We start from the raw sequence: 24,975 nt of genomic DNA, 5'->3' as shown, positions 1-24,975 counted from the left end.
GTGCGTCTCAAGCAACTCGATTTGATCAAATACGGCAAGTTCACCGATACGACCTTGCCGTTTCCCCACGCCGCGCACGATTTTCACGTCATCGTGGGCCCGAACGAAGCGGGCAAGTCCACGGTGCGGACCGCGGTGTCGGAGTTGTTGTTCGGCATGCGCCTGCAAACGCCGCTCGATTTTCTCCATGGCACGCCGGAATTGCGGATTGGCGGTGTGCTGGAAAACGGCGGGGCCGAGCAGAGATTTCATCGCGCGCGCGGCCGCAACTCGGTGCGCACCCCGCAGGATGACAAACTGCCCGATGACTTTCTTGCCGCATTTCTCGACGGCGCAAGCAAGGAGTTCTTCGAGCAGATGTTCGGCCTCGATCATCTGCGGCTCGTTGAAGGCGGCCGCAGCATTCTCGACGCGTCGGACAAACTCGGCCAGGTGTTGTTCGAATCTGCTGCGGGCGTGGGGAGCCTCGGGCCCGTGCGTGAAGAACTGGAAAATCGCGCGGCCGAACTTTGGGCTCCGCGACGCAGTGGCAGTGCATACGCACAGGCGGAGTCATCGTTCGCCGAGGCAACGAGCGAACTGAAAGCCGCGCAGGTGCGCACACGCGATTGGGTCGAGAAGAAGGACGCGCTCGAAGCGGTCGAGCAGGCTATCGAGCGTTTGCGCGCCGAACAGCGCAGTCTCGAGTCGCAGCGCTCGAAGCTCGAACGTGTACGTCGCCTCGCTCCCTATATAGAGGAGCTTTCGCTCAAGCAGAACGCGTTGGCCGAATTGGGCGAGGTCGTCGATTTGCCGCCCACCGCCTATGCCGATCTGTTGAAGGCGCAAGCCGACATCGCCGCCGAGCGCAGAGTGCAGGAAGCGCGCCAGGCCGATCTCGCCGGCAAAGAAGCGTCGCGTGACGCGATCGAACCCGATCGCGCAGCCCTGGCACTCGCCGCCGAAATCGACGCGCTCGACGCGCTGCGAGGCGAATGCGTCAATCATCCGCGGGAATTGCTGGTGCGTGAAACCGAGATCCGCAACCATCTCGACGCCGCATTCGCCGCCGCCGCCCAGCTTGGCTGGCCGAGCGACGAAGCCACATTGCGTGCGGCGTTGCCCGGCGCGCTCGCGCTGAAGACGGTGACGAACCTGCTGCGCGATCACGCTCTTCGCGAGCAGGCGCTCGCGACGGCGCGTGAGGCACATGACGAACAGACGCGCAAGATCGCACAATTGCGGGAGCAGCTTGTGCGCCTGCCCGGCATCGACGTGCCGCATGCGTTGCACGCCGCGCTCGACGACGCGCGAGAATTCCGCAACAGTGCGACGAAGGAAAGCGCGCTCGAGCGCGAACTGGCGGATGCACAGCGCACGGTCGACGAAAAGCGCCAACTGCTCGGCCAATGGATCAAGCCGATGCAAGCGCTGCGCGCGCTCGACGTGCCATCGGCCACGCGCCTGGCCGCGCTGCAAAAGGAAGAAAGCGAGCGCACGAGCGCGTTGGCCGCAGCGCGAGAAGCAGCCGCAGCCGCGCAAGAGGATATCGAGCGTTTCGAATTGCAGGAGAAGCATTTCACGCAGGGCAACAAGGTTGTCACGACTGCGGAAGTGCAGGCGGCGCGCACGCGCCGCGATAGCGCGTGGGACGAAATCAAGGAGGCGCGCGTCAGTCTCCCGGATGGCGCCCCCGTCGTCGACGACGCAATACGTCTCGCCGACGAACTCGTCGACGCGCAACTCGGCACTTCGCAGGCGGCGGCCACATTGCAGAACTTGCGTCAGCAAGTCGAAACGGCGCGCGCGAATGCGCAGCGCAAGCTTGCGGCGCTAAGCGAACGCGAGCGCGAACTCGAAGCCTTTCGCAATACCTGGACGCAAATTGCCATTGACGCGCAGCTGGCCGGCATGCCGCTTGCCGATATGGGCGCGTGGCTCGCGAATCGCGAAGCGGCGCTCAATGCACAGAGCGAAAGCGATCGCCGCGCGAGCGAGCTTGAAGCGCGTCGAGCGGCGCGCATCGCCGCGCATGCGGCCCTGCTCGAAACGTTGCGCCCGGTTGCGCAGACGCACGAAGACGATGCGCTGACGACGTTGATCGGCGTGGCGGAAACAGTCGAGCAGTCGGCTCAAAAGAGCGCCGTACAGCGAGAGGGCCTGGAAGCACAGATTCGCGACGCAGAGCGCGCGAGCGAAACCGCGCAATCCCGCTTGACGATTGAGCAGGACGCCTACGCAAAGTGGCAGATGCAATGGCGCGAGGCGCTCGCGCAAGCGAATCTCGGCGCGCGCGCGGCGACGCTCGCGGCGGCGGAAGGCGCCGTCGAACTGGCCAATGCCATTGCGGCGGCTTTTTCGGATGCCGAAGTACCGCGCAACCGCATCCGCGCGATCCGTACGCAATTAGCGATGCTGGAAACCGACGCGCGACGCCTTGCCGAGGCGCTCGCACCCGAATGGTCCGCATCGAGCGATGGAATCGATGTGGCGCGTCAACTCGCGGCGCGACTCGCAACCGCGCGCGAAACGGCGAAATCCCTCGCCCAAGCCGATGCCGACGTGCAGATTGCCCGCACGCGCGTGGCCGATGCCGCAGCGGCGGTCGCGGGCGCACAGGCGCGCATCGAGCCCATCCTGAAGCTCGCGGGCGTGAGCGAAATCGACGCGGCATTGCCGCTCGCCGAGCGTTCCGACGCGCGTCGCGCGTTGTCGAAAGCGATCTCGGCGGCGCGCGACGCGCTCGTGCAGGGAGGCGACGGACTTGCGCAGGAGGCCATCGCAGCGGAGATCGCGGAGCAGCCGATCACCGAGGTGCCCGCGCTGCTCGCAACCGTAAACCAGCAACGCGAAGCGGGCGACCGCGCGCTGAGCGAGTGCCTGCAGCAACAGGTGAGCGCGAAGCAAGCGTTCGACGCGATCAACGGCCAGGCCAATGCCGCGCTCGCCGAAGCGAAGCGCCAGGAAGCCCTGAGCGCCATGGGCGAAGCTGCGGAGCAATATCTCGAAGCCGCGACTGCGAGCCGCCTGCTCAAATGGGCAACGGATCGTTATCGCGACCAGAAGCAGGGGCCGATGCTGCGTCGCGCGGGTGAAATATTCAGTGGGCTCACGCTCGGTGAATTCGCGAGGCTCGTGGTGGATAACGAACGCAATCCGCCCGCATTGCATGCGCGGCGCAACAACGGCAAAACCGTGGAAGTGAGTGGAATGAGTGAAGGCACGCGCGACCAGCTTTTTCTCGCGCTGCGCATCGCGGCCCTCGAATTGCAGTTGGCGAGCAAGGCGGCACTGCCCTTCGTTGCCGACGATCTTTTCATCAATTTCGACGACGAGCGCGCGAAGGCCGGTTTCGCGGCTTTACGAAATCTCTCCGCGAAAACCCAGGTGTTGTTTCTCACGCACCACGATCACCTTTTGCCGATGATTCGCGAGACATTTGGCGCGCAGGTCAATGTTGTCGAATTGCAGCGCACGCCTGTCGTGGCATAGCGGTGCGAATGTCTCTCAATGAAAATTCATGGTGACTTTGTTCGCGAAACGGTGAATAGTCTGATCAGGAAACATGTTTTCCACTACAGAACATTGTTTAAATTTGCCAGCACGCATGATTTGACTTCATAATCACCTTGTCTTTCGCGACGCCCCGGCCGACAAGATCGCAATTCGATCGGCCAGTGATGTTTGAAGGGTGTCCGTAAAAACCGTGAATAAGGAGGCGTGAATGGTCACCCTGGATGCAATTCAATCGAAGATCGCAAAGCTGCAAAAGCAGGCCGAATCGCTCGTGGAAAAACAAACGTCGGCCGGTCTCACGAAAATTCGCGATCTGATGGCTAAACATGGCCTGAGCGTGGCTGACATCGACCGCTTCATCGGCAAGAAGCGTGGCCGCAAGCCTGGCAAAGGCGCCAAAGCCGCAGGTCCGAAGCGCACCGTTGCGGCCAAATACGCCGATCCGAAAACGGGTGCAACGTGGACCGGCCGCGGCCGTGCGCCGGCATGGATTCGCGACGTGAAAGACCGTTCGAAATTCCTGATCGACGGCAGCGCGGCGAAGCCTGCTACCAAGGCCGCACGCAAACCGCGCGCCAATGCGGCAGCGGTGAAAAAGACCGCGGCGAAGCGCGCCAAGGCCGCGCCCTCGAAGAAAGCCGCACCCGCAAAACGGGCGGCGCGTAAAACGGCAGGGCGCAGAGCCGCCGCAAGGCCGGCACAAGCCGCAGCGGCTGCTTAATAAAGTCGCTCAGAAAAGCGCATAAGCGATATTCGCTTGCGAACCGGTGGCCGCGCCGGCGTTTCGACGCCCGCGGCCACGTTCACATGAGCGGCGCGAAGCGAAGCGCGCCAATTGCCCTTTTTGTCACCGATGTCCGGCCTTTCTTTTTCCTCGGGCCTTCTCGCGCCCCATCTGCAGTCGCTCGACGTACTTCAATTGCTCGGCATTGCGGTTGCGCTCGTGCTGGGCGGCATGGTGAAGGGCGTGACTGGCATTGGCGTGCCGCTCGTGGCCATGCCCATCATCACGCACTTTTTGCCGGTCAAGGAAGCGGTGCTGCTGCTGTCCATGCCGATCATTCTCGGCAATATTCCGCAGGCGCTGGAGGGCGGCGAAATGCTGTCCACCTTGCGCAATATCGCGGCGCCATTAATTGGCACCGTGATTGGCAATGTGATTGGGGTTTCTGTGCTGATCGCGCTGGAACCGCATCACGCGCAAGCGGCCTCGGGCGTGGCGTTGATCGTGGCGGCGGTGCTGTTGCTCGTCTCGCCGCGTTTCAAGCTCGCGCCTGCGCTCGCGAGGCCCGTGGGTTTCGCGCTCGGCTTCGGGGCGGCGCTCATGGAGAGCATTGCCGCCGTGCCGGGGCCGTTGCTCGCCATGTATCTGATCGCGTCTGGTGCTACGGGCCGCGCCTTCACGAAACAGATTGCGATCATTCTCGTCGTGTCGGTCATCACGCTCATCACGGCTTTCAGCCACGGCGCGCACGCCAATCTCGTCGATCTCGCGATTTCCGCGGCGGCCAGCGTGCCCGCCATCGCGGGCATGCTGCTCATTCGACCGTTGCGCGATAACTTGCATCCGCTCGCGTTTCGCGTGGTCGTGCTCGTGTGCGTGCTGGCCGCAGCGATACAAATGATCGTCAAATCGCACATCCTGTTTTGACGATCGCCCGACTCAATGGCTGATCGCTTCGAGCGAGAGCCCGCGCGTCACCGGCCCAAGCAGAATCATCACGATGCCCACAAGCATCGAAGCGCCAATGAACACCGCGACGCCAGGCACACCGTAATGATGAAGCAGGATGCCGATGGCGAGGCCCGCGAACGCGGCGGCGATGCGGCTCCACGAGTACACGAAGCCGACGGCGCGAGCGCGGATGCGCGTTGGGTAAAGCTCGGCCTGATAGCCGTGGTAGGCGTAGGACATCACGTTTGAAGCGAGCGTGAAGAGCACACCCAGCACGATCAGGACCCACGGCTGCGTGGCTTGCGCGAATAACGTAATCACCACCGCCATAATCAGGAGGCCGCCGACGATTTGTGTCTTGCGCTCCAGCTTGTCGGCGAACCACACGCCAATCAGCGGTCCGAACGGATTGGCGATGGCAATCACAAAGGCATACGCAAGACTTTGCGTAATGTGGACGCCACGGGCGATCAGCAGTGTCGGCACCCACGCGGCGAAGCCGTAAAAGCCGATCACCTGCGCCATATTGAAAATCGACAGAATCACCGTGCGCCGCAAATACGGCGCACGCAGCACTTCGCCAAGCGAGCCGCGCCCGGCCTTTTCGAGCGAGATCGCCCCAAGCGGCGGCAAAGCCGTGCCCGTTTCGGCGCTGACGCGCCGCTCGATGTCGGCAACGATGCGTTCCGCTTCGTCCTCACGGTCATTGCGCGCGAGCCAGCGCGGACTTTCGGGAATACTCCGGCGCAGGAACCACACCACCACCGCGCCCACCGAACCGATCAGGATCACCACGCGCCAGTAGTCGAGGCCAATCGGATGCGTGTCCTTGAGGATATAGGCGAGAAACGCGACCACGGGCACCACGCTGAACGTGATGAACTGGTTGACCGCATAGGCGCGGCCGCGCTCGCCGCTCGGGATCAGCTCCGAGATGTACGTGTCGATGGTCACGAGTTCGATGCCAATGCCGATGCCGGCAATGAAGCGCCAGATATTGAGCGCCTGGCCGCTCGTCTGAAACGCCATGATCGCCGTGCAGACGATGTACCAGATCAGCGACCACGTGAAGATCATGCGCCGTCCGAACCGGTCGGCGACCTGGCCGAACGCGAGTGCGCCGACCCACAGGCCGGCGAAGGTCGAGAACACGAAGGTGCCGAAGCCGGCCACCTTGAGCGGCCCGAGTGCGGAAAAGAAGCCGAGCGATTCCGGTGTGAAAAGACCCGAATGCACCATGCCGGGCGCGACATAGCCGGTGAAGAAGAGGTCGTAAAACTCGAATACGCCGCCGAGCGACAGCAGAATCACCATCGACCAGACTGTGCGCGACGGCGGCAGCCGGTCGAAGCGGGCGGCAATTTCCGCCGATTTTTCAATGGACATCCCGATTCCTCATTACATTTTGAAAGCGTGTGGGGAACAAAATGTGCCTGCATCGATGTCTTTGCATGGGTTGCGCGCGACGTATGCAAATGCTGAAACAGGCCATAGCACGCACTTTATTGGTGCCGCGACGTGGAAGCACCTGGTTGAAACCCAAATGCGTTGCGCTTATGACAATGCCGCTTATGCCAACGAAGGAGGCAATGAGGCGGCCGCGCGTTACGCGATGCTCGCGCCTGCGTGGCTCACGCGGTTGCGGCCGGCGTGTTTGGCCGCATACAGCGCGGCGTCGGCGGCTTCGATCAGCGCATTGGGGGACGACGCAACGATCGCGTCGCGCGTGGCGCAGCCCGCGCTCACCGTGACCAGGCCGCCTGCGGCGGGAGAGGGGATGCCGAGCTGCTCGACGGCGGCGCGTGCGCGTTCGGCGACCGCCGCGGCTTCATCCGCGCCGGTATCGGGCAGGACGAGCGCGAATTCTTCGCCGCCATAGCGCGCGACGAAACCGCCAGGCGTGTGCAGCGTGCTCGCAAGCGTGGCCGCGAGCGCACCCGCTACGGCGCCGAGGCAAGCGTCGCCGTGCAGATGGCCGAAGGCGTCGTTGTAGTGCTTGAAGTGATCGACGTCGAGCATCACGAGCGAGAGCGGCTGGCCGGTGCGCGCGGCGCGCTCGAAGGCCTCGCGGAACTGCTCGTCGAAATAGCTGCGGTTGTAGACGCGCGTGAGCGCATCGCGTGCGGAGGCGCGGATCAGCGTGGCGTGTTCTTCGGCGAGCTGGCGATAGAGCGCCGTCACTTCCCACACCAGCACGCACACGAGTACGCCCGGCGCGAACATGCTGAACACGCGCGCGACATACCAGCCCACCGTGAAGCGCTCGATGCTGAGCGTATTGAGCGCAGCGTCGACGAACGAGGCGAGCAGCGCCACCACGATCCACAGATCGAGCACGAGGCGCAGCCGTCCCTTGAGCAGCACGAGCGCGATGGCGATCAGGTTGAGCGCGCAAATCACGAGGCCTGCGAGATTGTTCGCGATGGCCGACGCCGGCGCTGGCGCAGCGTCCGCAACGTCGCGAAACGGCGATGCGAGATCGACGTGCGTGACGAGCACACCCAGCAGGGCGGCGACCGCCGCCGGGCCCGCGATCAGCAGCCAGCCGCGCGCGTCGAGACGTTCGCGGGCGAACGGCGGAGCGGGCAGGCGCTTTCTCACCAGTTCGGCGACGATGACGAGCGCGGGAAAGCCTGCGTGCCAGAACACCCACATCCATGCGGCGCTATTCGGGAGCGCGCCGAGCAGCCCCGTGCGCGCGAACACGCCAGGAAACATCAACAGTTGCAGCGCAACGGTAATGGCTGTGAACGCGTAGGCGCCGCCCAGCGCTGCGAGCATGGCCACGCGCGTAGCCGCGAATCGCGCGCCCAGCAGGAACGCCGCGATGCTCGACGTGGTGAATACGGTGAGCGCGCACATCGGCATGAACGGGGCAATGCCGGGCAAAGCGTCGCGCGCACGTGGCGCCGCGAGCGCGAGCGTGAGGAGGATCGCAAATGCGCATACGCTGGCGAAGAGCGCCTGCCTGCGTGTTGCCGGTCCGATCAGCAAGCCGTCCATATGATGACTTTTGGGTTGATGCGCAGCTCGGGAATTGTGATCGTGGCGTGACAGCGTGAGGGGCCGCTCGCTTCCGGAAAGCAGACTAATTTGACTGAAGGTATTGTGCTCCGAATCGGCTAAATAGTGGGGCACGGATGCGTGAGCCCAGTTATATTGAGTTTCGGTTATGAGCGCGCTACATTGGGCGCGCGAATTTCAGCATCGCGCGATCGGTGGTCGTCACGCGCGGGCCTGTTTCATGTAATTTGCATGTAAGGATTGCTGATGATGCATCGCGTATCGCGCGACCACCGCGAAGGCTATGGCTGGCTCGGCGGTCGTGCGGGCCAGACGAGGCTTGGCTGGTCCGCGCTGGTGTTGGCTTGCGTGTTCGGCGCACTGGCATTCGTTTCCGCTGTGCCGTTCGATGCGCGCATGTGCGCCGTGATGTCGAGCGCATGCCTCAACCTCTTCATCGTCGTCTTCGGCACGCGGCTGTTGGCGGCGCGCGCGCCGGCCGGCGAACCGGTCTCGAAGACTGCATTTCGCCTCTTGCGCCTCGCATTCCAGCGCAATTCGGAAGCCGCCGACATGCGCGGCCTGCTGCAATCGCTGCCGTGGCAAGGGTGGATCGCGCCTCTCGGCGCACTCGTTTCGCTAGCGTTCGCCATCTCTGCGTGGACGTCTCCCGCGTTTGCGCCATCGGCTACGCAACGTGAATCCGCACCTTTTCTCGTAGCGGGAGCCGTTGCGCTCGTCATCGCTTTTGCTGCGCTCGTGGCCGAGCGCTTTCATGCGCAGCGCGGCGCGCAGTCGCGCGAATCCGCCGCGCTTGCGGGGCTACTGCGCGTGGTGCTCGTTGCTGCGTTGAGTATGGCGGCATCGGTCGCGGCGCTGGCTTATGCGGGCGAGCCGCTTACGTGGCTCGTGCGAGTCATTGCCCTGCTTTCCGGCGTGATTGCCGTCGAACTCGGTTTGCGTGCGTTGCTCGCGGCGTTGGCGAAGCCTGACGAGGGCCGCTTCCTGCATAGCACTGTCGCGGGTGTGCTGAGCGTGCAGGCACGTCCGGTCGCCGCATTCAATGCCCAATTGCGTATGCGCTATGGCATCGATCTGCGGCAGAACTGGGCGCTCCAAAGCTTCGTCCGCCTCCTGCCAGGCGCACTGGTGGCCATGGTGGTGGCGGGCTGGTTGCTTGGCGGCGTGACGATCCTCGGCCCCGATCAGCGCGCCGTGTACGAGCGCTTTGGCGCGCCTGTTGCCGTGTGGCAGCCGGGCCTGCATGTGGGGCTGCCATGGCCCTTCGGCCGCGCGCGCGTGCTCGACAACGGCGCGGTCCATCAACTGATCGTCTCGGGCAGCGCGAACGACAGCAGCCGCGCCGCGCCCCCTGTTTCCGCCGATGGCGACACACCCGCGCAATTGAATCGCCTGTGGGATGTGACGCATCCCTGGGAGACGACTCAGGTGATAGCAGGCACGAGCGGCGCCCAGCAGGCGTTCCAGATCGTGAGCGCGGACGTGCGGCTCGACTATCGCGTCGGCCTTACGGATGCGGCGGCGCGCGCCTCGCTCTATCGCGCTGTCGATATGGACGCCACGGTGCGCTCGATCGCGAACCGCGAGGTCGTGCGTTACCTCGCGTCGCGCACGCTGCCGTCGCTGCTCGACACGCCGCAAACGGCCATGGCCGGCGCGTTGCGCGGCGCCGTGCAGCACGAGCTGGACCGGCTTGCGAGCGGCATCGAGGTCGTGGCCGTGGTGATCGAGAGCGTGCATCCGCCCGCGGGCGCTGCCGCCGCGTATCACGGCGTGCAGGCCGCGCAGATTCGCGCGCAAGCCAGTGTGGTGCAGGCGCACGGCTTTGCGGCCGCGGCGCTCGGGCAAGCGCAGCAGCAGGCGATCGCGACCGTCGCGCTGGGCAGCGCGAACGCGGCGGACACCCTTGCCGCCGCGCGTGCGCAGCAGATCGGCTTCGACGCCGATGTGATCGCGCAGCAGCTCGGCGGCCCGGCATTCGGCTTCGAGTATTACCTGCACAGCCTGCAAAAAGGGCTGAAAAACGCGAGCGTGACCGTGATCGACGACCGGCTCGCGAGCGGCAGCCGCGCGACGATCGACCTGCGCACGTTCGGCCCGGCCGCGGCGGCAGGCGTGAAAAAGGCGTGGTAACCCGATACCCCATCTATAGAGCAAGGTGATTCGACAGTGAGCTTTTTGCATACGCACGGCGATGCGCATTCTCATCATCATCATGATCACGGCGCAGGCAGCTCGGGTGCCGCAGGTGGCCTCGCGCCCGTGAATCCCCGGCGTTTTGCGCTGCGCGTGGCGTTCGCGCTGTTCTGCGTGATCGTCGCGCTCATCGTGGCGAGCGTCGTGCAGGTGCGCGAGGGCGAGGCCACCGTGGTCACGCGCTTTGGCGACCCCGTGCGCGTGCTGCTGCGGCCCGGTCTCGCGTGGCGCCTGCCCGCGCCCATCGAGGCCGCGGTGCCGGTGGACCTGCGGCTGCACACGACCTCGAGCGGCTTGCAGGACGTCGGCACGCGCGATGGCTTGCGCATCATCGTGCAGGCCTATGTGGCCTGGCGCGTGCCCGCCAATGCGAACGACATTGGCCGCTTCGTGCGCGCGGTGCGCAACGAACCCGACGAAGCGGCGCGCCAGATTCGCTCGCTGGTCGGCTCGGCCTTGCAGACCACGTCGGCCGGCTTCGATCTGGCGTCGCTCGTGAATACCGATCCGTCGCAGGTCCGCATCGCTGCATTCGAAGAGGCGCTGCGCCGCCAGGTCGACGCGCAGGTGTACGCGGCCTATGGCGTGCACGTCGTGCAGGTGGGTCTCGAGCGTCTCACGCTGCCCGCCGTGACGCTGGCCGCGACGGTCGACCGCATGCGCGCCGAGCGCGAAACCGTGGCCGCGCAGCGTACGGCCGAAGGCTTGCGCGAAGCGGCGCAGATCCGCTCCGACGCCGATCGCGACGCGCGCGTGCTGATCGCCGACGCCAATGTGAAAGCCGCCGATATCGAAGCGCAATCGCGCAAAGATGCAGCGGCGATCTACGGCAAGAGTTACGCCGCCGATCCGCAGCTCTATACGATGCTGCGCTCGCTCGACACGCTCGGCACGGTCGTCAACAGCAACACGAACCTGATCCTGCGCACCGACGCCGCGCCGTTCCGCGCGCTCGTGCAGGGGCCGCCGGGGCTCGGTGCGGCTGCGGCGCCGTCGGGCGCGCTCGTTGCGCCCGCAACCACCGCGCACGCACGCGGGCACACGCCATGAGCACGAACTTCCCGGCGCTCGGGCCCGGCGCACAGGCGGTGCGTCTGTCGTTCTGGTTCGTGGCGGCGCTGGCCGTGCTGGCCGCGCTCGCGTGGGCCACGTCGAACGTGCGCCGCATTCCCGCCGACAGCAGCGCTGTCGTGATGCGCTTTGGCGCCTACGTGCGCAGCCAGGGTGCGGGGCTGCTCGTCGCGTTGCCGCGGCCGTTCGAAACCGTGCTGCTCGTGCCGGGCAGCGAGCGTGTGCTCGAGCGGCGCATCGTCTCGCTCACGCGCGATCCGGGCGCACCCGTGCAACTGAGCGATGCAAGCGACGCGCTAGCGGGTTCCGGGTATGTGCTCACGGGCGATAACGGCGTCGTGCAGGTGAGCGCGACGCTGTTCTACCGCGTGAGCGACCCTTACGCGTATGCGTTGCAGCTCGAGCATCTCGACGCCGCGCTCGAGCGCATCGTCTCGGCCGCGGTCGCTCAAACCGCCGCGCAACGCGACCTCGATTCGATCCTCGTCGCGCGCCCGGAGATGGTGGCCGCCGATCAGCAGATGGCCGCGCGCCGCGAGCAATTGCGCGGCGATCTCGCGCGCGCGGTCCAGCGCCAGCTCGACGCGCTGACTGCCGCGCATGCGGGGCTCGGCATCGAGGTCTCGCGTATGGATCTGCAAGCGTCGTTTCCTGCCTCGGCTGTCGATGCGTTCAACGCGGTGCTGACTTCGCTGCAGAACGCAGAACGCGATGTCGCGCAGGCGCGCACGCTCGCGGAAAAAACGCGGCAGCATGCGCAGCAAAGCGCCGACCGCATCGTGCAGGATGCGCAAGCGAGCGCCGCGGAGCGCGTGGCGACGGCGCAGTCGGAAACCTCGACGATCGCGCAGCTCGAAGCGGCGCTCGGCGCGAACCACGATCCGGGGCTGCTTGCGCGCGCGTATCGCGACCGTGTGCAGACGGTGCTCGCGCACGCCGCGCGCGTGACGACGCTCGACCCCAACGACGCATCGAGCCTCGTGCTGCCGGGGCGCGCGCCATGACCACGCCATACGAAACCCCGGCAAGTCAGCGCGCACCCGGCGCCGCGCAGGAAGCCAGATCCGCGCACGCACACGGCCACGCGCGCGAAGGTCACGCAGGGCCATCCGTCGCCACGCTCGTCATGTCGGACGCCGAGCGCCGCGCCATCACGCGCCACACGTTGCTCGCGCTGTTCGCGGGCGCGCTGCTGCTGCTCTCGCTCGCCTGGCCGCATCTGGCGCCCGGCAACGCCACGCTCGCGCAGGTGCTGGCTGCGGTGGCCTCGCTCGTGGTCGCGCCGCCCGTGTTCGCGGGCGCGTGGCGCAGCCTCAAGACGCCGAGTCTGCATGGCGTGACCGACCGCCTCATCGCGCTCGCCATGCTCGGCGCGTGGGCCGTGGGCGACATGACGACGGCCGCGCTCCTGCCCATCGTGATGACCTTCGGCCACGCGCTCGAAGAGCGCAGCGTGCTCGGCTCTCAGGAAGCGATCCGCGCGCTGGGCCGACTCACTGCCGGCGACGTCCGGCGCGTGAGCGCCGCGGGCGCGATCGAGACTGTGCCTTATGACGCGCTGCGCCCCGGTGACATCGTCGATGTGCTGCCCGGCTCGCGCGTGCCCGCGGACGGTATCGTGCGGCACGGCCGCTCGGCCATCGACAACGGGCCGATCACGGGCGAATCGTTGCCGCAGGATGCGGGCGAGGGCGCGCGCGTATTCGGCGGCGCGATGAATCTGGACGGCCCGTTGCGCGTGGAGATCACGCACGTCGGCAAGGCCTCGACGCTGGGCAAGGTCGTCGAACTGATGCAGCGCGCCGAAGCCGCGAAGCCGCCCATCACGCAGGCGCTCGAACGCTATATGGATGCCTACCTCGCGCTCGTGCTGCTGATCGCGGCGATCGTGTGGTTCGTGAGCGCGAACGCTTCGGCCATGCTGGCGGTGATCGTCGCCGCGTGCCCATGCGCGCTCGTGCTTGCGGCGCCGTCCACAGCGATCGCCGGGATTGCGGCGGGTGCGCGGCGTGGGATCTTGTTCAGGAATGCTGCCTTTATCGACGCGCTGGCCGAAATCGATACGCTCGTCATCGACAAGACGGGCACGCTCACGCACGGCGAATTGCGCGTGACGACGGTGATGCTGCAGCCGGGCGCGGACGAAGCCACCACACTGGCGCTGGCCATGCAGCTCGCCCAGGTCAGCGCGCATCCGGTATGTCGCGCGCTGCTGCGTTACGGCGCGCCGCCAACCGAGCCACCCCCGCACGCGCGCGAGATGCGCGGACTCGGCGTACTCGCGACGATGCCGGAAGGCGAGGCCGTGCTAGGCCGCCATGACCTGCTCGAACAATACGTGAGCGAGCTGCCGCCCGCGCCCGCGCAGCTGGACGGCCCGTGCGCAGGCATCGCGCTGAATGGCCGCCTGCTCGCATGGTTCGGTTTTGCCGACACGGTGCGCCCGGAAGCCCGCGAAGCGTTGGACGGGCTGCGTGCGCTCGGCATCGAGCGTGCGACGCTGCTCACGGGCGACCGCGAGCGCGTGGCGCACCGCGTGGCCGCCGAAGTGGGTATCGATACCGTGGTGGCGCATGCGCTGCCGCACGACAAGCTCGACTATGTGCTGGGCGAGATCGGCGCGGGGCGTCGCCCGATGGTGGTCGGCGACGGTCTGAACGACGTGCTCGCGATCAAGGCCGGCGCGACCAGCGTCGCGATGGGCGAGCGCGGCATCGATATCGCCGTGGCCGCCGCCGATATCGTGCTGCTCGCCGACGACCTGCGCCGCGTGCCGGACAGCGTGCGCCTCGGGCGGCGCTGCCGGCGCATCGCGACGGCGAATGCGGCGATCGGGCTCGCGTGGACGGTGGCCGTCATCACGCTGGCGGCGCTAGGCGTGTTGAGCGCCGTGGCGAGCGCAGTGCTGCACAACGTGGGCACGTTCGTGGTAATCGCGAACGCGGGGCGCCTCCTGCGCGACGAATGACGAACGCCGCTAGTGCGGCACCGCCGTCAGCGTGCGCAACTGCTCCAGCAGCTTCACCGCCGGGCTCGGCAGAATGCCGTGCCGCCGGCGAAACGCGGTGAGCATGCGCCGGCCTTCTACGCCGGGCATGTCCAGCGTATCGAACACACCCGCCTTGCTTTCCGTGAGGTACATCGTCGATGCCATCCAGCTCAGGAACCCGGAGCGCGCCACGAGGCTCTTGAGCGCCGTGATCGAGCGCGTTTGCACCACCACGTTCGGCAGGCCCAGGCCTTGCGCCGCGAAGACCTGCTCCATGTGCTCGAACGGCGCTGTGCCGCGCGGCGGAATCGCCCATTGCTCGTCCAAGGTGTCCGCGAGCGTGAGGTCGGGTTTCGCACGCAACGGATGATCGTGCGCCGCCACCACGTAGCTGGAATCCTCCCAGCGGCAATCGCTGATCGCTGCGATTTCGTCGGTATCGGGCACGGCCATGCTGAGCGCGAGGTCGATCTCGCGTTTGACGAGCGCATCGGCGAGCCGGTCCCACACGCCTTCGAGAATCTCGACGCGCAGCCCCGGCCAGCGCCGCAGCACGCCGCTCACGGCGAGCGGCAGCACGAGGCTCGCGATGCTGCCCACCGCCCCCACGCGGATCGTGCCCCGCGCGAGGCCGCGCATGGCGTCGATTTCCTCGCGCGCCTGTTCGGCTTCGCGCTGCAGCAGGATGGCGTGCGGCAGGAGCGCCTCGCCCACGGCGGTGAGGTGCATGCCGCGCGAATGGCGCTCGAACAGCGGCGCGCCCACTTGCTCTTCGAGGCGGCGGATTGCGCGCGAGAGCGCCGGCTGGGTCACGTGCAGCGTTTCCGCCGCGCGCCCGAGACTGCCCGCGGACACGATGGTCGCGAACGCGTGGAGTTGCTGGAGGTTGTAAGTCATGCCCAAAGGTAATGCCTTTTGGCGAAATCCGCAATTTTCGGTTACCCGTAGCGTCGCGATAATGATCCTCCATTGAACGACGCGCTTTTTTCGACAGGAGGCCTTGGATGACTGGCAGCGCGCCTCAGCAGAACCAGCAGAACCAGCAGAACCAGCAGAAGCGGGACACCACGGCGCCCCGCGGTGCCTTCACCGTACGCGACGCGGTCATCGACTTCGCGCGCCGCGTGGGCATGACCTCGGTCTTCGCGAACCCCGGCTCGACCGAACTGCCCATGTTCCGCGACTTTCCCGCCGACTTCCGCTACGTGCTCGGCCTCCAGGAAGCTGTCGTGGTCGGCATGGCCGACGGCTACGCGCAGGCCACCGGCAATGCGGCCCTCGTGAACCTGCACTCGGCGGCGGGCGTGGGCAACGCCATGGGCAACATCTTCACGGCGTTTCGCAACCGCACGCCGCTCGTCGTCACGGCGGGCCAGCAGGCGCGTTCGATCCTGCCGTTCGACCCGTTTCTCGCGGCCACCCAGGCCACCGAGCTGCCCAAGCCCTATGTGAAGTGGAGCATCGAGCCGGCGCGCGCGCAGGACGTGCCGCTCGCCATTGCGCGCGCTTATGCGATCGCCATGCAGGAGCCGCGCGGCCCGGTGTTCGTGTCGATTCCCGTGGACGACTGGGACCAGCCGGCTGAACGCGTGCCCGAGCGCGCGCTCGCGCACACCACGCGCCCCGAGCCCGCGATGCTGGCGAGCATCGGCGCCGCGCTCGACGCGTGCGCGCGTCCCGTTTTCGTGGTGGGCGGCGCGGTGGATCGCGCAGGCGCGGCCGACGAAGTGGTGCGGCTCGCGGAGCGCCATCGTGCGCGCGTGTTCGTCGCCCCCATGACGGGCCGTTGCAGCTTTCCGGAAAAGCATCCGCTGTTCGCGGGCTTTCTTCCCGCCATGCGCGAGCGCATCGTCGAGTTGCTCGGCGGGCATGACCTCGTGTTCGCGATCGGCGCGCCGGCGTTCACGTATCACGTGGAGGGCCACGGGCCGCATGTGCCGCCGGGCGCTGCGCTATACCAGTTGATCGACGATCCGAACACCGCCGCGTGGACGCCCGAAGGCATGGCCGCAGTCGGCAATGTGAGGCTGGGCGTGCTGGATCTGCTGGAACGGCCCGCGCCGACGGTAGAGCGCGCGATGCCCGCGCCGCGCGCCGTGCCGCCGCGCGCCATGCCGCCGACTGAGGCGGGCGAGCGCATGTCGGTCGCCTATGCGCTGCAAACGCTCGCCGAAGTGCGCGACGCGGGCACGACCGTCGTCGAGGAAGCGCCCAGCTCGCGCCCCGTGATGCAGACGTATCTGCCCTACGAGCGCCCCGGCACTTTCCTCACGATGGACAGCGGCGGCCTGGGCTACGGCATGCCCGCCGCCGTGGGCGTGGCGCTGGCAAAGCCTGGCGAGCGCGTGATCGCGCTGATCGGCGACGGCTCCAGCATGTACTCGATCCAGGCGATCTGGAGCGCGGTGCAGCTTGAGCTCCCGATTACCTTCGTCATCCTGAACAACACGCGCTACGCCGCGCTGCAGGACTTCGCACCGGTGTTCGGCTTCGCGCCGACCGACCCCGTGCAGGGCACCGATCTGCCTGGGCTCGATTTCGTCACGCTGGCCGCGGGCATGGGCTGCCCCGGCGTGCGTGTGAGCGAGGCGGGGCCGTTGCGCGATACGCTTGTTGCTGCGCTGGCCGGGCAGGGCCCGATGCTGGTCGAGATGCTCGTCGCCTGAACGGTGCGTGCGCAACCTATCGAATTCAAGTAAAGCGAGGAAAAGGACATGCAAACCGTAACGATGCTGATCGACGGAGAAGCGGTGCAGGCACGCAACGGGGCAACGTTCGAGCGCCGCAATCCGCTTGACGGCACGGTTGCGAGCCGCGCGCCCGCGGCCACGGTGGAAGACGCAGTCGCGGCGGTCGATGCGGCGGCGGCCGCCTTCCCGGTATGGTCGGCCATGGGCCCGAGCGAACGCCGCGCGCTGCTCACGAAGGCCGCGCACGCGCTCGAAGCCAAAGTCGAAGCGTTCGCCGCCGCGATGGCCGCGGAAACCGGCGCGTCGGGCATCTGGGCCGGCTTCAACGTGCATCTCGCGGCGGCGGGGCTGATCGAGGCCGCCGCGCTCACCACGCAGATCGGCGGCGAGCTGATTCCCTCCGACGTGCCCGGCAGCCTCGCCATGGGCGTGCGCCAGCCGGCGGGCGTCGTGCTCGGGCTCGCGCCCTGGAATGCACCCGTGATCCTCGCGGTGCGCGCCATCGCGTTGCCGCTCGCGTGCGGCAATACCGTCGTGCTCAAGGGCTCGGAGATCTGTCCGGCCACGCACGGTCTCATCATCGCGGCGATGCAGGAAGCGGGCCTGCCGCGCGGCACCGTCAACTTCGTGACGAACGCGCCCGCGGACGCGGCGCGCGTAGTCGAAGCCATGATCGCGCACCCGAAGGTGCGCCGCGTGAACTTCACGGGCTCCACGCGCGTGGGCCGCATCATCGCCGAAACCTGTGCGCGCTATCTGAAGCCTTCCGTGCTCGAACTGGGCGGCAAGGCGCCGCTCGTCGTGCTCGACGATGCCGATATCGAAGCGGCGGCGCACGCGGCCGCGTTCGGCGCGTTCGCCAATTCCGGGCAGATCTGCATGTCGACGGAGCGCATCATCGTCGATGAAAGCATTGGCGACGCCTTCGTCGCGCGGCTGGGCGAGCGCGCCCGCGCGCTGCCGCTCGGCGATCCGCGCAAGGGCCCGGTCGTGCTCGGCTCGGTGGTGGACATGAGCACCGTGGAGCGCTGCAACGCGCTGATCGACGACGCGCTCGCCAAAGGCGCGACGCTCGTATGCGGCGGCAAAGCCGAAACCACGCTCATGCCCGCCACGCTGCTCGACCACGTCACACCCGAGATGCGCATCTATCACGACGAATCGTTCGGCCCCGTGAAGGGCATCGTGCGCGTGCGTGGCGAGGACGCCGCGATTGCCTGCGCGAACGACAACGCGTACGGGCTTTCGTCGGCGGTGTTCAGCCGCGATACGGCGCGCGCGTGGGGCGTCGCGCAGCGCATCGAGTCGGGCATCTGCCACATCAACGGGCCGACCGTGCACGACGAAGCGCAGATGCCGTTCGGCGGCGTGAAGGAGAGCGGCTTCGGGCGCTTCGGCGGCAAGGCAGGGATTGCCGAATTCACCGAACTGCGCTGGATCACGATGCAGACCGCGCCGCGCCACTATCCGTTCTAAGGGCGCGCCATGCATATCGCCATCCTCGGCGCGGGCGCGATGGGCTCGCTGTTCGGCGGCCTGCTCGCCGTTGCGGGCCATCGCGTCACGCTGCTCGACGTCGATGACGCTCACTTGAACGCGATCAACGAAGCCGGTCTGCGGCTCACGACCGATGCGGGCGAGCGCGTCGTCACGAATCTCGAAGCGTTGCGGCCGGAGGCGGCGACCACGCCGGCCGATCTGCTGATCGTGTTCACCAAGACGCTGCACACGCAGGCGGCGCTCGGCGCGGCGCACGCCGTGCTCGGGCCGCAAACCGCGTTGCTCTCGCTGCAGAACGGCCTCGGCAACGCCGAGCGTCTCGCGCAGTTCGCGGACCCGGCACGCGTGATGATAGGCGTGACGACCTGGCCGGCCGACAAGAACGGCCCTGGCCGCGTGAGTTCGCACGGCGCGGGCGTGATCCGCCTGATGAGTGCGGACGGCGCGGATTCGCCGATGCTTTCCCGCACGGTCGAAGCGCTCAACGACGCCGGCCTCGCTTGCAGCGCGGACGCCGATGTCTGGGCCGCGATCTGGGAGAAGGTCGCGTTCAATGCGGCGCTCAACAGCCTGTGTGCGGTGACGGGCTGCACCGTCGGCGAACTCACGAACGTGCCGGACGGCGAAGCGCTCGCGCTCGAGATCGTCGCGGAAGTCGCGGCGGTCGCGCAGGCGCATGGCGTGGCCGTGAACGAGGCGCATGTGGCCGACAACGTGCGGCACGCGCTCGCGCATCACCGCGCGCATCGGCCTTCGATGCTTCAGGACGTGCTCGCGGGACGCAAGACCGAGATCGAGGCCATCAACGGCGCGGTCGTCGAGGCCGCGCGAATGCGTGCGATCGCCGTGCCGAATACGGCAGCGCTGCTGCATCTCGTTCGTCTCGTCGATGCAAAGGAATCCGTATGAAATAGGCGGTCAACGTCGCACCACCATGACAAACGAATGACTGCGCGCTCACAGCGCAGCAAAGGAGACAATTCATGACTTATGCCACGCCCGCCCCCGCTTCGGGAGCGACGCCGCGCGAGAGCGACGCCATCGCCGGCGGCACGGTCGATATCGGCCGCACGCTCGACGAAGGCGCGTATTCCACGCTGCAGAAGTTCGCCGTGGTGCTCGCGGCCTTGTCGATCGTCGTCGATGGCTTCGACAGCCAATTGATCGGCTTCGCGATTCCGGTGCTGATCAAGGAGTGGGGCATCACGCGCAATGCGTTCGCGCCCGTCGTGGCGGCGGGGCTGATCGGCATGGGCTTCGGCAGCGCATTCGCCGGCCTGTTCGCGGATCGCTTCGGGCGCCGCTGGGCCGTGGTGGGCAGCGTGCTCGTGTTCGGCACTGCGACCTGCGCGATCGGCCTCGCGCCGAACGTGGCGGCCATCGCCGCGCTGCGCTTCATTGCCGGCTTTGGCATTGGCGGCGCGCTGCCGAGTTCGACGACGATGACGGCCGAGTTCACGCCCGCGCGCTTTCGCACGTTCGCGGTGACGGCAACCATCGTGTGCGTGCCGCTCGGCGGCATGCTGGCGGGCATTTTCGCGGCGCAAGTGCTGCCGGTGTACGGCTGGCGCGGGCTCTTTTTCGCAGGCGGCGTGCTGCCCCTCGTGCTCGCGCTCGTGCTGCTCGTGGCGTTGCCCGAGTCGCCACGCTTTCTCGCACGCCGGCCGAAGCGCTGGCCCGAACTCGTGCGCCTGCTGGGCCGCATGGCGCGCGAGGTTGCGCCGGACGCGGCGTTCACCGACGTGCGCGAGCAAAGCGCCGAAAAGCACGTGGGCTTCACGGCGCTTTTCCGCGACGGCCGTGCACGCGACACCGTGGCGATCTGGTGGGCGTTCTTCATGTGCCTGCTCGCCGTGTACAGCGCATTCAGCTGGCTGCCCGCCATGCTGACGAGCGAAGGTCTGAGCGTATCGCTCGCCGGTTACGGGCTGAGCGCGTATAACCTGGGCGGTGTGATCGGCGCGTTGCTTTGCGCGCTCGCCATTACGCGCTTTGGCTCGCGCGGGCCGCTCCTGCTGTGCTGCGCAGGCGGCGCGGCGAGTGCCTGGGTGATGCTCGGCGTGGGCGCGACCCAGCACACGGGCTTGCTCATTGCGGGTCTCGGCCTGCACGGCCTCTTCGTCAACGCGGTGCAATCGACCATGTATGCGTTGTGTGCCTACGTCTACCCAACGGGCGTACGTGCGACGGGCACGGCCTCGGCGCTGGCGTTCGGCCGCGTGGGTGCGATCCTGAGCGCGTTTGCCGGCGCGGTGGTGATTACCGCAGGCGGCGCGGCAGGCTATCTGACGATGCTCGGCGCAGCCATGGCGCTGGTGCTGATCGCGCTGGCCGTGGTGGGCCGTCATATCCCGAAGCGCGCGGGACAGCAGCGGGTTTGACCCATTCCTGAGACTGGACGATGGCGCGGGCCCGCGCCATCACATCCGGTCGGCCAGTTCATTCAATCAAGAGTACTAAAAAACGACGCACAACAAGGCGGCGTGGCTGCGTGTCGCCTTTTTACGCGTGCAATCGAAAACAACGTCCGGCTGGCGGCGAGTCCGCGAGACCGGAACACCAGGAGAACACGGAGATCATGAAACTTCGGATCGCAGCAGGGCTGGTCTGCGCGGGCCTCAGCGCGTCGGCGTTCGCGCAGAGCAGCGTCACGCTTTACGGCATCGTCGATACCGGCATCGAATATGTTTCGCACGCGAACGCGGCGGGCGACAGCGTGGTGCGTATGCCCGGCATTACCGGCGAAATGCCCTCGCGCTGGGGCGTGCGCGGGAGCGAGGGGCTGGGCGGAGGCTGGTCCACGATTTTCGCGCTGGAGAGCGGCTTCAACATGCGCGGCGGCACCTTGAACCAGGGCGGCCGGCTGTTCGGGCGCCAGGCTTGGGTGGGCATGAGCAGCCCCTATGGCAACCTGACGTTCGGGCGTCAGTACACCATGACGTTCTGGGCGATCGCCGACGCCGATTTGCTCGGACCGGACATTTACGGCGGCACGGCCTCGTTCGACCAGTACCTCCCTAGCTCGCGCAGCGACAACACGGTCGTCTACAAGGGCAGCTACGGCGGCTTCACGCTTGGCGCGACGTGGTCATTCGGGCGCGATTCTGCCGGCACCGGCAATTCGCCGGGCCAGGGCACCTGCGCGGGGCCTGTGCCGGGCAGTTCGCAGTCTTGCCGCGAATGGTCGGCGATGCTGCGCTACGACCGCAATGGCTACGGCGCCGCCGCTGCCTATGACGAACAACGCGGCGGCCCAGGCGCGGCGGCGAACCTTTACGACGGCACGCCGACCTTCGCGCTGACGAACCCGGGCGACACCGACGTGCGCATCCAGCTCAACGGCTACGGCCATATCGGCGCGCTGCGCATTGGCGGCGGCTGGCTGGGCAGGCGCGTCGATACGGTTTCGGCTGAAACGCCCAACGTGCATTCGGACCAGTTCTATCTCACGGCGCAATATCCGGTGACGGCGGCCTTCATCGTCGATGGCGGCGTGTACCGCATCGTCAATAGCGACCACGACACGCGCGGCACGATTGCGGCGCTGCGCACCACGTATCAGCTGTCCAAGCGATCAGCCGTTTATCTGCAGGGCGCGTATTTGTGGAACAGCACGAAGGCGGCTTACACGGTGAGCCAGGGTGGTGGCGGAACGACGCCCGCACCGGGGGCGGGGCAACTGGGGATCATGGCGGGCATTCGGCATAGCTTCTAAGGATGCGGCTGCAAGCGGCAGCGCAACCCCTCGCTTCACACGCGGACCTCGCCTGAAAGAGGCGAGGTCCGCGTGGGCGATCAGAGACCGCTTACCGTCTTGACCGTCACCCACTGGCCGTTCTTCACCTGATAGACCGTGGACGAACCGTTCTTCAGCGAGCCATTCGGGTTGTACTCGATATGGCCGGTAATGCCGTCGAAGCTGATGGTTTGCATCTTCGCGCGATAGTCGTCGGGCTTCGTCGAATTGGCGGCCTGCATCGCCTTGATGGCGGCCCAAGCCGCGTCGTAGCCGAACGGCGCGTACGAGAGCACGTCGGCGCCGTATTTCTGCTTGAAGCGCTCGGCGAACTTCGCGCCGACCGGCGTGCTGTCAAGCGGCCGGCCGTACTCCCACGCCATGGCGCCTTCGGACACGTCGCCTGCGAGCTTGACGAAGTCCACGTCCTTCACGCCGCCGCCGCCCACGTACTGCGCCTTGATGCCGAGCTGGGCCATCTGCTTCATGATGCCGGCCGCCTGCGGATTGAGGGCGCCCACGAAAATCAGATCGGGGTTCTTGCTCTTGATGTTCGTGAGCTGCGTCTTGAAGTCCGTCGCCTGGTTCGTCGTGTACTCGCGGTCGACGATATCGCCGCCGTGCGCCTTGACGGCCTTCACGAATTCGTCGGCTTCGCCCTGGCCAAACGCCGTGCGATCGTCGATGACGGCGATGCGCTTGGCCTTCGTCGTCGTGACCGCGTAGGCGCCGGCGGTGCCCGCGTTCTGCGCGTCGCTCGAGATCACCATGAAGATGTTCTTGTAGCCGCGGCCGCTGATGACCGGGTTCGTGGCGGCCGGATCGATGTCGGGCAGGCCTGCCTTTTCGTACAGCTCGGAAGCGGGAATGGTCGTGCCCGAGTTGAAGTGGCCGACGACGACCGAAACGCCGTCGTCCACGAGTTTTTGCGCGACCTGCACGCCCACGCGTGGATCGGCCTGGTCGTCTTCGGCGACGAGTTCGAACGAGACAGGCTGACCGTTGATTTTGACGCCTTGCGCCTTGGCGTCGTCGAGGGCCATCCTCACGCCGTTTTCCAGGTCCTTGCCGTAACTGGCGTTCGGTCCGGTGAGCGGCGCGGCAAAACCGATTTTAACGACGGTATCCGCGCGCGAGGCGAGCGGTGCAACAGCGAGAAGTGCTCCAACGGCAACTGCGATAGGGGTAAGAGTCTTCGCAAAACGCATGTTGATTCCTTTGTCGGCAAGCATGGGTTCACTGCTGTGGCGTGCATACCGGCCCCCGTTGTCCGCTCCGTGCGATCGGGGCGGCGGCCGGCTCACGACTCTCTTGTTCGCGTCGACTGCGTGTCGGGCTCCTCCAGAATAGGCGTGGTATCGATCGAACCGCCCCGCAGGAAAAACGCCGGGGCGAAACGCTGAAAGCGACTATAGAAAGCCAATATCGCTTCGTCTTGACCATTCGCGACGGTTTCCATGCGCATTTCTGCATAGCCGACCAAATCGGGGCAATCAGGACAAATACGCCCCGCCGCCGCGAAATAAGGCGTAATAGAAATGTAATCGTAATGCGCGCCGGCTCCGGTAAAGTCCCGCCATCACGCGCAATGCAGCACAACAATGACATCACGCCTGTCACGACGAGAATTCATCAAACTGACGATCGCGGTCGGCACAACCGTTGCGACCATCGAAACGAGCCCTGCCGCCTTCGCGAGCGCCGCGCCCTGCCGGCTCACGCCCGAGCAGGAAGTCGGCCCTTACTGGATCGACGGCGATCTCGTGCGCAGCGACGTCCGGGAGGGCAGGCCGGGTGTGCCCTTGACGCTCAACATCGTGCTCACCGACGCGAGAACGTGCGCGCCGCTCGTAGGCGCCGCAGTCGACATATGGCAATGCGATGCGATGGGCGTCTATTCGGGCTACACGAAGATGGAACTCCCGCCACCGCCCGATTTCGATCCGAAGGCGCCTGGCCGCCCGCCCGCGGGTCGGCCGCCGGGGCCGCCGCCCATGACGCCGCCCACGCCGCGTCCCACCGACCACCAGACCTTCCTTCGCGGTATTCAGCACACCGATCGCGCGGGCATCGTCACGTTCGAGACCATCGTGCCGGGCAACTATCCCGGGCGTACCAACCACATTCATTTCAAGGTCCGCACGGCAGGCGCGTCGCATACGCAGCGCGCGCAGGCTTCGCATGTTTCACATGTCGGCCAGGTCTTCTTTCCGGAATCGTTGATGGTGACGTTGATGCAACTCGATCCGTACCGCAGCCACGCGATCGAGCGCACCACGCAGAGCGAAGACCCGGTATTCGTCAATCAGTCAGGCGCGACGATGATCGCGAGCGCGAGCCCATCCACGCTTGATGGCCGCGTAACCGGGTTGCGTGCACGTGTGAACGCGGTGGTCGATCCCGATGCGCAACCGCAACCGGTCGAACCGCTTCCGGGGCCTCCCGCGCGTTGATTCCGGCCACACGAAAGCGGTGTTGGCCGCGGCGAGATCTCTTGCTGTCAGTCCCTCAGTCGACCTTCCGCCAACAACGCTTCGCGTACGTGCGGACGTTCACCCACGCGGCAATCGATACATTCGCTTCGGTGGGAAAGCGGCTC

The 24,975-nt window shown here is 66.6% G+C and carries 18 protein-coding genes; 13 read left to right on the top strand and 5 right to left on the bottom strand.

Going from position 1 to position 24,975, the window contains the following annotated elements; all coding sequences use genetic code 11:
- The 3 genes from E1N52_RS05010 to E1N52_RS05000 all read left to right on the top strand — a co-directional run bounded on the left by E1N52_RS05010 (position 1) and on the right by E1N52_RS05000 (position 5,146).
- On the top strand, positions 1 to 3,471 hold the full coding sequence (locus E1N52_RS05010) for an ATP-binding protein (RefSeq protein WP_133180756.1): 3,471 nt from the start codon (positions 1 to 3) through the stop codon (positions 3,469 to 3,471).
- A 232-nt stretch (positions 3,472 to 3,703) separates the two neighbouring features.
- Positions 3,704 to 4,216, top strand: a complete 513-nt coding sequence (locus tag E1N52_RS05005) for an H-NS histone family protein (RefSeq protein ID WP_133180755.1) — start codon at positions 3,704 to 3,706, stop codon at positions 4,214 to 4,216.
- Positions 4,217 to 4,348: 132 nt separating this feature from the next.
- Positions 4,349 to 5,146: a sulfite exporter TauE/SafE family protein gene (locus E1N52_RS05000; RefSeq protein WP_133180753.1), complete on the top strand. Its 798-nt coding sequence runs from the start codon at positions 4,349 to 4,351 to the stop codon at positions 5,144 to 5,146.
- Between the two features lie 12 nt (positions 5,147 to 5,158).
- On the opposite strand, the gene E1N52_RS04995 is transcribed toward E1N52_RS05000, so the two are convergent.
- Together E1N52_RS04995 and E1N52_RS04990 are read right to left on the bottom strand one after the other, a co-directional pair.
- Positions 5,159 to 6,484, bottom strand: coding sequence for an MFS transporter (locus tag E1N52_RS04995; RefSeq protein WP_205965579.1), 1,326 nt, complete (start codon positions 6,482 to 6,484; stop codon positions 5,159 to 5,161).
- A 291-nt stretch (positions 6,485 to 6,775) separates the two neighbouring features.
- Entirely contained in the window at positions 6,776 to 8,173 is a 1,398-nt protein-coding gene (locus E1N52_RS04990; RefSeq protein WP_133180749.1) for a diguanylate cyclase domain-containing protein, read from the bottom strand.
- A 267-nt stretch (positions 8,174 to 8,440) separates the two neighbouring features.
- On the opposite strand from E1N52_RS04990, the gene E1N52_RS04985 reads away from it, so the two are divergent.
- From E1N52_RS04985 to E1N52_RS04970, 4 genes are read left to right on the top strand one after another with little or no spacing between them, the layout of a single operon-like run.
- Positions 8,441 to 10,327 carry an SPFH domain-containing protein gene (locus E1N52_RS04985; protein WP_246088959.1) on the top strand — a complete coding sequence of 629 codons (1,887 nt, stop codon included), beginning with the start codon at positions 8,441 to 8,443 and terminating at the stop codon, positions 10,325 to 10,327.
- Positions 10,328 to 10,363: 36 nt separating this feature from the next.
- Positions 10,364 to 11,440, top strand: coding sequence for a protease modulator HflC (gene hflC, locus E1N52_RS04980; RefSeq protein ID WP_133180748.1), 1,077 nt, complete (start codon positions 10,364 to 10,366; stop codon positions 11,438 to 11,440).
- Complete coding sequence (gene hflK, locus E1N52_RS04975) at positions 11,437 to 12,465, top strand: protease modulator HflK (RefSeq protein WP_133180746.1); 1,029 nt, start codon at positions 11,437 to 11,439, stop codon at positions 12,463 to 12,465. The genes hflC and hflK overlap by 4 nt, the downstream gene beginning before the upstream one ends.
- Complete coding sequence (locus E1N52_RS04970; protein WP_133180744.1) at positions 12,462 to 14,429, top strand: heavy metal translocating P-type ATPase; 1,968 nt, start codon at positions 12,462 to 12,464, stop codon at positions 14,427 to 14,429. Before hflK ends, E1N52_RS04970 begins: the two co-directional genes overlap by 4 nt.
- Before the next feature lie 9 nt (positions 14,430 to 14,438).
- On the opposite strand, the gene E1N52_RS04965 is transcribed toward E1N52_RS04970, so the two are convergent.
- A complete protein-coding gene (locus tag E1N52_RS04965) occupies positions 14,439 to 15,347 on the bottom strand; it encodes a LysR family transcriptional regulator (RefSeq protein WP_133180742.1) in 909 nt (302 codons plus the stop codon).
- A 107-nt stretch (positions 15,348 to 15,454) separates the two neighbouring features.
- On the opposite strand from E1N52_RS04965, the gene mdlC reads away from it, so the two are divergent.
- The 5 genes from mdlC (at position 15,455) to E1N52_RS04940 (ending at position 22,355) form a co-directional block, all read left to right on the top strand.
- Positions 15,455 to 17,116, top strand: coding sequence for a benzoylformate decarboxylase (mdlC, locus tag E1N52_RS04960; RefSeq protein ID WP_133180741.1), 1,662 nt, complete (start codon positions 15,455 to 15,457; stop codon positions 17,114 to 17,116).
- A 48-nt stretch (positions 17,117 to 17,164) separates the two neighbouring features.
- On the top strand, positions 17,165 to 18,616 hold the full coding sequence (locus tag E1N52_RS04955; protein ID WP_133180739.1) for an aldehyde dehydrogenase: 1,452 nt from the start codon (positions 17,165 to 17,167) through the stop codon (positions 18,614 to 18,616).
- 9 nt (positions 18,617 to 18,625) lie between these two features.
- Complete coding sequence (locus E1N52_RS04950) at positions 18,626 to 19,549, top strand: ketopantoate reductase family protein (RefSeq protein ID WP_133180737.1); 924 nt, start codon at positions 18,626 to 18,628, stop codon at positions 19,547 to 19,549.
- Positions 19,550 to 19,623: 74 nt separating this feature from the next.
- Complete coding sequence (locus E1N52_RS04945; RefSeq protein ID WP_133180735.1) at positions 19,624 to 21,021, top strand: MFS transporter; 1,398 nt, start codon at positions 19,624 to 19,626, stop codon at positions 21,019 to 21,021.
- 197 nt (positions 21,022 to 21,218) lie between these two features.
- The gene (locus E1N52_RS04940) at positions 21,219 to 22,355 is read left to right on the top strand and encodes a porin (RefSeq protein ID WP_133180733.1); all 1,137 of its coding nucleotides are present in this window, start codon (positions 21,219 to 21,221) and stop codon (positions 22,353 to 22,355) included.
- An 80-nt stretch (positions 22,356 to 22,435) separates the two neighbouring features.
- Here the strand turns inward: E1N52_RS04940 and E1N52_RS04935 are convergent, their stop codons facing one another.
- Both E1N52_RS04935 and E1N52_RS43995 read right to left on the bottom strand, forming a co-directional pair.
- Entirely contained in the window at positions 22,436 to 23,584 is a 1,149-nt protein-coding gene (locus E1N52_RS04935; protein ID WP_133181194.1) for a branched-chain amino acid ABC transporter substrate-binding protein, read from the bottom strand.
- Between the two features lie 92 nt (positions 23,585 to 23,676).
- Positions 23,677 to 23,835, bottom strand: a complete 159-nt coding sequence (locus E1N52_RS43995) for a hypothetical protein (RefSeq protein WP_165979338.1) — start codon at positions 23,833 to 23,835, stop codon at positions 23,677 to 23,679.
- A gap of 142 nt (positions 23,836 to 23,977) precedes the next feature.
- Between E1N52_RS43995 and E1N52_RS04930 the strand changes: the two genes are divergently transcribed.
- Positions 23,978 to 24,829 (top strand): intradiol ring-cleavage dioxygenase, encoded by an 852-nt coding sequence (locus E1N52_RS04930; protein ID WP_133180731.1) that lies wholly within the window; start codon positions 23,978 to 23,980, stop codon positions 24,827 to 24,829.
- Positions 24,830 to 24,975 lie beyond the last annotated feature (146 nt).

Source organism: Paraburkholderia guartelaensis, assembly GCF_004353905.1.
Lineage (GTDB): Bacteria > Pseudomonadota > Gammaproteobacteria > Burkholderiales > Burkholderiaceae > Paraburkholderia > Paraburkholderia guartelaensis.
This window is presented reverse-complemented; position numbering and strand designations above follow the sequence as displayed.